Here is a 9,705-nt window from a genome sequence, read left to right on the forward strand (position 1 = left end):
GCGTCGAGGATGGCAATGCGTGGCCCTGCGGTGCGGAGGCTGCTCGCCCTGCGGGTCGGGGGAAACCTGACAGCAGGTCACGTACGGGTGGCTGCGGACGCGCTGGGGGCATCGGAGCGCACGGTGTGGCGCTGGCTGGCAGCTGCTCAGAGCGATGAGACCGCAGCCGCCTACCCCGGCGCCCGATCCCGAGCCGACGCCAGGTTCACGATCACGCCCGAAGTCCGTGGCCTGCTCGCACTGTGGAAGGGGAACGTGCGGGCAGTTCATCGCGAGCTGGTCGTGCGTGCCGCTCGGCAGTCCCCGCCTGCGGACCCACCCTCGCTGACAACGCTGCACCGCGCGATCCGCCGGGATCTGACGCCGGGGGAGCGGGCCGGGCTCGCGGGAGGGGAACGGGCCGCACGGAAACACGATGTGTTCCTGGCCCGGCCACGGAGCTGGCGCAACCACGTGTGGGAGACCGACCACATGCAGGCCCCCGTGCTCATCGACGTTGACGGCACCGCCCGCAGACCGTGGATCACCTGGTTCACTGACTGCGCCACCAACGCGATCACCGGCGTCGCCGTCACCCCGATACATCCCTCGCGGGAGTCGGTGCTGGCCGCGCTGCGCTCCGCGGTCCTGCGTGAGGACCCCTACGGCCCGTTCGGCGGTCTGCCGGAGAAGGTGCGGGTGGACCGCGGCAAGGACTTCTTGTCCCGGACGGTGACCGCCGCGTTCGACCTCCTGGACGTCACCGTGGAGGACCTGCCCGCCTACACCCCCCACCTCAAAGGCACCGTCGAGGGCCTCAACCGGTCGGTAGAAGGCATGTTCCTAGCCGCGCTGCCCGGCTACGCCCGCCAGCCGCGCCCGGGTAAACGCCCGTCCCGACCGAAGGACGAGGTGCTGCTCGGCTTCGAGGACTTCACCGCCCGGCTGCTGGACTGGACACGGTGGTGGAACACCGAGCACTGCCCCGCGCCCTTACGGGGCAAGACTCCGCTTGAGGCGTGGCAGGACGATCCCACCCCGCTGCGGGACGTGCCGGCTACGGATCTGTGGACGTTCACCCTGGAAGAGGCCGGTACCCGCACGCTGACCACCCGCGGTATCCGCTTCAGGAAACGCGACTACGTGGGGGCGTGGATGACCGGGCAGGCCGGGATCCAGGTCCGGGTCCGTTTCATGCCGCACCACGACCACCGCATCGAGGTCTACCACGCGGCCACCGGCCGATACCTGGGTCCTGCGGACCTGGCCGACCAGGCCACCGAGGAAGAGATCAGCGCTGTACGGCGGGCGCGGGCGGCCCGCGCCCGCCGTCTGAAGAAGGACCTGGAGGCCTCCCAGCGCGAGCGCTACGCCGCCGCCACCCAGGCCGAAGCCCCACAGCGGCTCGGCGCCCTGACCACTGCCCAGGCCGGGGCCGAACTCGCCCAGGCCACCGACTCCGACCTGTCGGACTTGGCGCTGCCGGACCTCATCCCGCCGGCCGCCCCTCCGGCCGGGTGGCGCACTCCTGCTTCCCTGACCGCGCTGACCACGCCAGGCCAGCCCGGCCCGCTCCCGTCCGGTGGCGATGAAGAGACCGCCCCGGACCGCCGCGACGGGCGGGCCGCACGTCCCACCACCGACGAAGACGGAGACACCTGATGACCGCGGCCACCTACCAGTACGTCGACCTGCCCGATGCGTCCGTGGTCACCACCCGCGCCCTGCTCACCGCCCGGGAGAGCATCACCGACACCGTCGCCGCCCGCGCCATGATGTGCATCCACGGCGGCGCCGGCTTCGGCAAGACCCTCGCCGTCAACACCTGCCTGCGCGAACTCGAACCCGGCGAGGACGTCCACCGGGTCACTTTCCGCGCCCGCCCCACCGCCCGCGCAGTACGCTACGAACTGTTCACCGCACTCGACCTGGCCGGTGAACCACCGCGCCACCCCAGCGAATTCGACCGACTGCTGAAAACAGCTCTGGCCGAACGCCCCCGTACCTTCCTCGTGGATGAGGCCCAGTGGCTCAACGGGGAAGCGTTCGAATACTTCCGCTACCTCTGGGACGAACCCTCAACCCAGCTCGCCATCATCTTCGTCGGCGGCGAGGGCTGCCACACCGTGCTGCGCCGCGAACCGATGCTCTCCTCCCGCATCTTCATCTGGCAGCACTTCACCCGCCTCACCCCCAGCGAGGTCCTCGACGTCATCCCCTTGTTCCACCCGATCTGGGCCGACGCTGACCCCGATGACATCGCCTTCGCCGATAGCCACGCCGCGCACGGCAACTTCCGCGCCTGGGCCCAGCTGACCGCCCACACTCGCACCGCTCTGGCCCGCACCGGCCGCCCCCGCGTCGACCAGGAACTGCTGCGCTGGGCCTTCAGCCGCCTTGCCTGACCACCTACACCGCCCATGCCTCCCGCCCCGCCGCTGCCGCCCGTCACCGTGATTCTCGACCGCCACGACGACGCGCTGCACACGCACACCGCCCTGGCCGCCCACCACCCGCCGTCCGGCCGGATCACCCTGCACCCCGGCCCGGGTACTACCAGCGAGACCGGCCTCGCCCACGACCTTCTCGCCGCCCTGGGCAAACCGCCCCTGCTCCCGGGCCGTTTCCCCGCCGGGCGTCAGCCCGCCTGGGAAGCCGCTGCCGCCTGGATGACCGCCCTGCCCGTCACCCGGCTGACCGTCCTGCGCGCCCACCGCCTCACCGCCCGTCGCGCGATGCGCCTCCTGCGGCTGCATGCCCTCACCGGTATCCACCTGACCTTGGTCTGCCACCGCCCTCACCTTCCCGCCGCTCTGCACCAGGCCCTGCGGACGGCCGACTACACCGTCACCGCCGACTTCGAGGCAGCCCGCCGCCACTACTACGGCACGCCTATCACCGAACCCTCGCCGGCAGACGAGCCCGCCGGGCCGGTCAGTCGGTGGCTCACCCTGCCCGCACTGGACCGCCTCGTCTCCTACGACAGCCCCCGCCCCTGCACCGCCCCGTGCACGCCGCCCCCGATCGTCTGGCGGCACCGCCCACCGCCCGTGCCGCTCACCGCGCACATTGCCCAGCAGGTCGCCCACCGGCTGCACGCGGCGACCGCACATCCCCACCTCGCCGCGGCTGTCGCCGCCGCACTGACCACCGGCGCCTCCCTCCAGCAACTCGCCACCGCACGCCCCCGCGACTACGACGACGCCGCGGCCACGCTCGCCCTGCACGACCACGCCCGCTACACCGACGGCTGCGCCGCCTACCCCGTACCGCCCTGGGCGGGCGTCTTCCTGCGGGCTGCGGCCTGCTTCACCCGGCTGGTATCCAGCGAGGAGCAGGAACTGCTCGCCGCGCCAGGCGACCGTGGGCACCTGCTGCGCGTGGCGGAGACGGCCAGGCTGCGCCCGCCACAGCCGCCCGCAGCCCGCCGCAAAGGCCCGGTCGGCCGTGTGGAGTGGGACTGGCGCGAGCGGCAGGAAGCCGAGAGGTACGAAGCGACGCCGGCCAGCCGCGTCAGGCCCTCGCGACGCTGAACCCCCTGACGCGGTCGCTCGAAGAGTCAGCCTCAGCCGATCGAGAAGTCGGCGAACTCGACGTCGCTGAAAGCGATGTGCAGCCCGTGGGCCCGGCGGCCCCATTCGCGAAAGTAGGCGTGTCCCAGCGCCCGGGCCAGGATCACCGTCTGCTGCTGCTCGCCCGCGCCGGCATCCCGAGCGGCGAATAGCTCCCGGGCTACCTCTCCTGGCAGGTCCTGGGTGATCCACCGCACCCGCGGATCGTCCGAGGATCCCGCAGGAGCCGTGAACCCGAATCGTGCACGGGTGTGGAAGACGAAGCCCTCCGCCTCTGCCTGGGCACGCCGACGGGCCCGTACCCGGGGCTGCCACCGAGCCAGAACCGCTTCCTCGATCGCCCGGACCTGCAGCGGACCCGGCGGACGACGTGCTCCGGATCTCTTTGTCACCCACCGCTGCACAGTGCGCTGCGACACCCCCAGCACCGTGGCCACCTTCCGGGTGGAACCCCGGTGCGTCGTCAGCAGAAATCGCAGGCGGGCCTCAGTGCTTGAGGGAATGGGCCGGGTGCGCAACGCACGCTCCAATCCCTGCTCGATCTGTCCCACGTCCGCCTCTCCAAGCGGCCAGTCGGCAGGGCCAGCACCCCGCAGTCCGTAGCGTCAGTTCTCCCGCATCGCCCACCCCTTGCCTGCCAGTTTCTGCATTCTCGGGACAGCGTCGGCTGACGCAGGCTACGAGCCCTCTTGGGGGAGCACCGGCGACAAGCTGGCGGCGCGCGTCAGGACGGATGTCGCCAGCGCCCCGGTGCTGTCCTTCGGTACCGAGTCCCACCAAGGGTGAGGCGGGATAGTCCCGCCGGATGGAGGTAGCGCTGTGATCGGTCGACTCCTGGACGGCCCACTCGCCGGTCGCGTGCTGAAGACCACCGACGCCCCGTGGGCCGGAGGCTGGCTCACAGCCGGTGACGCCGACTGGGGCCTGTACGTTCCCGTGCACCGCCACCCGGTGACCGACGTCGTCCCGGTCCGGGTCACCATCTCGCGCCGACGGGAGTCGCCTGCTCCGACAGCGACGCGCTCCCCGCGGACGATCCCCCTCCACATGATCAACTCGAAGATCCACCCACGCCATTCGCCAACGTGACAGTGCCCGCCCGAAGCGCACACTGCGCCGAAGTCACTCGTGGATCCCTGCGTTATGCAGCCTGTGCATCACTTCTCCCCATTCAGGGGCGATGCTCTCGGTCTTTCGGGAGCCGACGTTACGGTCCTTGAACCCGCTGGAGGTGGATATGCAAACCACCGGCTCGTCGCGGATCTCGACGGTGCGTAGCGCCGCGAGCCCGGCGGCGCTGGAGAGTTCCGTCCACAGGCCGGCACGAGCCAGTTCGCTGCAGGCGGCTCCAAGCTGCTCGTCGCTGAGGACCACCACCTGGCCACCGCTGTCGCGGACGGCGACCACCCCGCGGTAGCCGCTGACCGCGGAAACGATCGAGTACGCATCGGTCGGTTCCACGGCCACGTGCGCCGCCGGAAGGCCCTGACGCATGGCCTGGGCGAGCGGTGCTGCAGCAGTAGGTTCGCAAGCGAACATGCGCGGTAGGCGTTCGGTCAGGCCAAGACGTCGCAGTTCGGTGAACCCCTTCCAGATACCGAAGAGGAGTTCGCCGTAACCGGTGGGCACGAATACGGCTCCGGGAACGCCGATGTCCAGGTAGATCTCGTAGGCGATGGTCTTGTATCCCTCGGGACCGAAGGCGTGACCGGTGTGCGTTGGGGTGAGGTTGCTGACCGGGTGCAGGCCCAGGCGGTCGACGACCTGCTGCATCAACGGCCATCGAGCGGCCCAGGGCACCGGCAGTACCACCGCTTCGTAGGCGTTGAGGAACGCGTCGACTGCCAGTGGCATGTCTGGGCCTGCGAACACGACGCACCGCAGGCCGGCACGGGCTGCGAAAGCGGCTGCGGATGCGCCGTGGTTACCGGAGGAGGCGACCACAATTCCCGGCGCGTTGACCCCCACGGCGGCGCTGGTGGTGCAGCGGTTCATGCGGTCCTTGTGGCTCCATGTGGGGTTGCGTGACTCATCCTTGATGAAGACTTGGGGCTCGAGTTCGATCAGCGGCGTGCCCCCTTCGCCCAGGCCTGGCGCGGCCAGCGGCGGGAGCAGTGGTGCCCACCGATCCAGGCCGGTGCCCCGCGTCGTGCTGTCGGCCGGGGAGAAGAGGTCCGATCTGGCCTGGTCATAGTCGTAGTCGACCTCGACCGGGTAGGCGATGTCGTTGGTGCTGGTCCTGGGACAGCCCTCGGTCAGCGGCGGCCACAACGGGTAGTTGATGGCTGGGTCGCCCAGTGATCGCTGCATGGTTGCCAAAGAGTCGTCTGTCGCCACGCCTCGAGCCTATCGGCGCGTTCATCGACCAAGGGTCGGCGATCCGATCTCCGCCGCCGCGCCGCCGGAGATCGGATCGCCCCGCGACCGCTTCGGCCGCGGTCTGGCTCGCGTCGGCCAGGACAACCTGCGCCGGATCATGCTGCGCGAGCGCGACCGGCCCGGCGCGGCGAACATCGGCCTGACCGACCTGGCGGCCCGCTACACCCTGGACGCCGACCGCTACGGCGAGATGCTCGCCCATCTGCGCGCCGCTGGAGAGACGGCAAGCGGAGCCGGCGTCTCGACGCCGGGATGCCAGGGTGTCTATTCGTCAGGCACGGCGATCCGGGCGTTGCTATGTTGTGGAGCGTGTCCAGTCCTGAGGCGGAAAGAAGCTGGCCACCGGTGATCCGGTGGCTGATCGCGAAAGCTCTCTGACGACTCTGCTCCGAAGCCGAGCAGTGGGTCGCGCATCTGCCGTTGGATCAACCGCATCGCGGGATTGCGCCTGGATGTCTTCCGGGCCTCCTCTGCGCGACATCGTTCGTGTGTCGCGTCTCCTTTGAGCTGCGATGTAGTTGGAGTCTCTTCATGCCATTTGCCGTCTATGTTCTCGGGCTGGCCGTTTTTGCCCAGGGAACATCGGAATTCATGCCTCTCCGGTCTCGTGCAGGACATCGCCGCCGATCTCGGCGTGTCCATCCCGGCCGTGGGCTCGCTCACCTCGGCCTTCGCCGTCGGCATGATCGTCGGTGCGCCGCTGGTCGCCATGCTGAGCCTGCGTTGGCCCCGCCGCCGGGCGCTGCTGACCTTCTTGGTCACCTTCCTTCTGGCGCATGTGGCCGGCGCCCTCACCAGCAGCTTCGAGGTTCTGTTCGTCACGCGGGTGATCGCCGCGCTGGCCAACGCCGGCTTCCTGGCCGTCGGTCTCGCGACCGCGGCGAGCATGGCCGGTCCCAGGGCCAGGGGACGGGCCACATCGGTGCTCCTGAGCGGTGTGACTCTCGCCTGCGTCGCGGGGGTTCCCCTCGGTGCCGTACTGAGCGAGTTCTGGGGCTGGCGATCGGCGTTCTGGGGCGTGGCCGTCATCTCCGCGCCCGCCGTTATCGCCATCCTGCGTTCGGTGCCGGCGACTCCCGCCGCCCCCGACGCACTGAGTGTCCGTCACGAGCTGCGGGCGTTGCGCACCCCGCGGTTGATCGTGACGCTGGTGCTCGGTGCGTGTGTCAACGGCGCGACGTTCTGTTCGTTCACGTATCTGACGCCGGTGATCACTCATGTCGCCGGCCTCGGCACCGTGTGGGTGCCTGTTACGTTGGCGCTGTTCGGCATCGGCTCGTTCATCGGTGTCAATCTCGGCGGCCGGCTGTCGGACAGCCGACCCGTCCAGGTACTGGCGGTCGGTGGCGTGGCGCTGCTGGCCGGTTGGCTCCTGTTCGCCCTCACGGCCGGCAACCCGGTCATCGCTCTGGTGCTCGTGTTCGTACAGGGGGCGCTTTCGTTCGCGGTCGGCTCCACCCTGATCGCGCAGGCTCTCTACGCGGCTTCGGACGCGCCGACGCTGGCCGGCGGGTTCGCCACCGCGGCGCTGAACGTCGGTGCCGCGGCCGGCCCGGCCCTCGGCGGCGTCGCCCTGGGCGCGGACCTCGGTTTCCGCTCGCCGCTGCTGGTCAGCGCGGTCCTGGTGACGGTCGCGCTCGCGCTCGGCGGCGTGGCCCGTGCGATCGGGAGTAGCACCGCGCGGCGTTTGGCGGAGGTCCACTCCTGACCGTCGCGCTCGGTGGCCCGTTGCCCCGACGGGTGAGCGGGCCACCGGCCGGCGAGCCCATCGAGCAGGAGGACCAGGCCAGGGAAACCCAGGTTGTCGACAGCACGACGCCCCCCGTCCTTGGCTTTCGTGGAACAGCGCAACCCCGGACCACTTCCGCCGTGGCGCGCCTGCCGCAGCTGAGCGAGATCTACGGGTGCCGCCGGCGTCCGGCCGCACACCACAGCTCAGTCAGCCGGGCCCGGGGCGGGGATGTGCTCGGTGAACGACTTCCGAGTTCAAACACTGACCCAACGGCCCTCTGGGGCGCGTGTTGCAGGCCCGCCCCACGCCGACGGGCAAGCCCGAAGCCCTGGGCGATGACGCCCGGTGCCTTCGCTGCCGGTCCGGTTCAGCGTCCGGCCGCCAGCGGCCGTCATGCCCACTTCACACCCAGCTCCGCGAGCGCGGCCCGTTGCTCTTGGGTGAGTTTGTCCCGCCGTTGCTTGGTGTTCGAAATCCATACGCCGAGCTTGACGACTACCGGTTCGGTTTCGCTGTCGACGGTGATCGTTTCGCTGTGGCCGCGTGGTACCGGCCGGTCGGTGCCTTCTCGCTTTACCCATTGGGCGAGGGCCGCTACGCCCCGCTGGAATGCCCGCTGCGCCTTGGTCGGTCCCTTCGCCGTGTTCTTGGCGGCCGGGGCGGGAGCCGGCGCCTTAGCGGGCTGGACACCGAGCCTGGTCAGCCGCTCCTGCTGCTCGTCGGACAGCTGCGCCCAGGTGTTCGGTTGCTTTTGCCGGTCCAGCCATTTCCCGAGGTCGTCGCCTTCGAAGAGCACACCGGGCTGGATGTCGGGCAGTGTGCCGTCGGCGTCGACGAGGTCGTGGAGTACGGCGTAGTGGCGTTGCCAGTTTAGTGGCCAGGGGCAGTTCCAGTCGGGGTCGATCACGGTGAGCTGTTGTGCCCGGTCCTCGGCCCGCTCCGGGTCCTTGCCGAGTCCGCCCCTCCTGCGCAGGTTGGCCATGAGCTGCCCGATGGGTACCAGGTCGTTGTCGCCTTCGCCCCATAGGGCGTCCTGTCGGGGGGCGAGGTGTCCGTGGGCGCGGTGGTAGGAGCGGAGTGCGGCGAGTTTTGTCTCCCACGCTTCGTCGCCGGGTTCCCAGACCATCCTGGCCTCGGGCGCGTCGAGGAGTTCCTTGCGGTGGTTGTCGAGTTCGCCGGTGCGGTACGCACGGCGCTGCTGGTGCACCCACCTGCCGAGCGGGAACGCCTTCGTCACGCCGACCTCGGTCTCCGTGTCATACGGAACGGCGTGCAGGCCGGTGATGTGGTGCTGACTCTCACTTCACTGCCCGGGGTGATTCTCACTGAGACGTCCAAGCGAAGGGAGCGAAAACTCTTGGCGTAGTGGTTGGCCGATGTACGGCGTCTCGGCACTCAGTGAGAAGAGTGCCTGCCGCTTGGTGAGAAATCCCTGTTCAGCGACGTGAGAATCCCAAAACGACAGGTCTGTTGACCTGCGCTTATGGGCGGGTCATTCACGATCGAGGGGGTTGCACACCCTCTGGCAGACTGGCTCGCCCGGGATCGTTGGCCGAACTACCCACGTTCGCGTGGGGCTCAGACCAGGCCGGTGTGCCGCAGGCCCTTGCACGGCTATCACACGAAGCTCAGGTCAGGGTTTGGTCCCGGTACGGGCGGTGAATCGAGTCGCTGCTGGCGCGGGGCTCAGGGCGAGCGGTGTTTGCTCTGCGCCACCGTGTACGAGTCACCCCCGCTTGCGCGGGACCGAGCCAGTCGTGAAGGGGCGGTGCATGCCGTACTCGGAGTCACCCCCGCTCGCGCGGGGCCGAGTCCAAGAGCCTCACTCACCTGAAGAAGAGACACGAGTCACCCCCGCTCGCGCGGGACCGAGTCCAAGAGCCTCACTCACCTGAAGAAGACACACGAGTCACCCCCGCTCGCGCGGGGCCGAGGCTTACTGACCTGCAGCCTAGTGCCGGATCAGGCAACGTTTGCCCTGTCCACGACGGCGCGTAGGTGCCGGTTGTCGGCATTGCGGTTTCGCCAGATGATGTAGCGGCG

At 69.7% G+C, this 9,705-nt stretch carries 7 protein-coding genes and 2 pseudogenes; 6 read left to right on the plus strand and 3 right to left on the minus strand.

Annotated features, from left to right (window positions below; genetic code table 11):
- The first annotated feature begins 30 nt into the window (after positions 1-30).
- The 3 genes from ACIPEK_RS40160 to ACIPEK_RS40170 are packed head-to-tail and all read left to right on the plus strand — an operon-like array spanning position 31 to position 3,512.
- Positions 31-1,641, plus strand: a complete 1,611-nt coding sequence (locus ACIPEK_RS40160; RefSeq protein WP_402007018.1) for a Mu transposase C-terminal domain-containing protein — start codon at positions 31-33, stop codon at positions 1,639-1,641.
- A complete protein-coding gene (locus tag ACIPEK_RS40165; protein ID WP_402007001.1) occupies positions 1,641-2,384 on the plus strand; it encodes an AAA family ATPase in 744 nt (247 codons plus the stop codon). Before ACIPEK_RS40160 ends, ACIPEK_RS40165 begins: the two co-directional genes overlap by 1 nt.
- 15 nt (positions 2,385-2,399) lie before the next feature.
- On the plus strand, positions 2,400-3,512 hold the full coding sequence (locus ACIPEK_RS40170; protein WP_402007003.1) for a hypothetical protein: 1,113 nt from the start codon (positions 2,400-2,402) through the stop codon (positions 3,510-3,512).
- 32 nt (positions 3,513-3,544) lie between these two features.
- Here the strand turns inward: ACIPEK_RS40170 and tpg are convergent, their stop codons facing one another.
- Positions 3,545-4,102, minus strand: coding sequence for a telomere-protecting terminal protein Tpg (gene tpg, locus ACIPEK_RS40175; RefSeq protein ID WP_402007005.1), 558 nt, complete (start codon positions 4,100-4,102; stop codon positions 3,545-3,547).
- A gap of 268 nt (positions 4,103-4,370) precedes the next feature.
- On the opposite strand from tpg, the gene ACIPEK_RS40180 reads away from it, so the two are divergent.
- Entirely contained in the window at positions 4,371-4,640 is a 270-nt protein-coding gene (locus tag ACIPEK_RS40180; RefSeq protein WP_402007007.1) for a hypothetical protein, read from the plus strand.
- Between the two features lie 33 nt (positions 4,641-4,673).
- Here ACIPEK_RS40180 and ACIPEK_RS40185 read toward each other — a convergent pair whose 3' ends face one another.
- On the minus strand, positions 4,674-5,861 hold the full coding sequence (locus ACIPEK_RS40185; protein WP_402007009.1) for a pyridoxal-phosphate dependent enzyme: 1,188 nt from the start codon (positions 5,859-5,861) through the stop codon (positions 4,674-4,676).
- Between ACIPEK_RS40185 and ACIPEK_RS40190 the strand changes: the two genes are divergently transcribed.
- Positions 5,860-6,279 (plus strand): hypothetical protein, encoded by a 420-nt coding sequence (locus tag ACIPEK_RS40190; protein WP_402007010.1) that lies wholly within the window; start codon positions 5,860-5,862, stop codon positions 6,277-6,279. The two genes, ACIPEK_RS40185 and ACIPEK_RS40190, sit on opposite strands and share 2 nt — an antisense overlap.
- A gap of 182 nt (positions 6,280-6,461) precedes the next feature.
- Positions 6,462-7,638 (plus strand): annotated as a pseudogene (locus tag ACIPEK_RS40195) (Cmx/CmrA family chloramphenicol efflux MFS transporter).
- A 415-nt stretch (positions 7,639-8,053) separates the two neighbouring features.
- Here ACIPEK_RS40195 and ACIPEK_RS40200 read toward each other — a convergent pair.
- A pseudogene (locus ACIPEK_RS40200) lies at positions 8,054-8,956 on the minus strand (helicase associated domain-containing protein); the annotation flags it as partial.
- Between the last annotated feature and the right edge of the window lie 749 nt (positions 8,957-9,705).

The organism is Streptomyces sp. NPDC088246, assembly GCF_044741025.1.
In the GTDB taxonomy this organism is placed as follows: domain Bacteria; phylum Actinomycetota; class Actinomycetes; order Streptomycetales; family Streptomycetaceae; genus Streptomyces.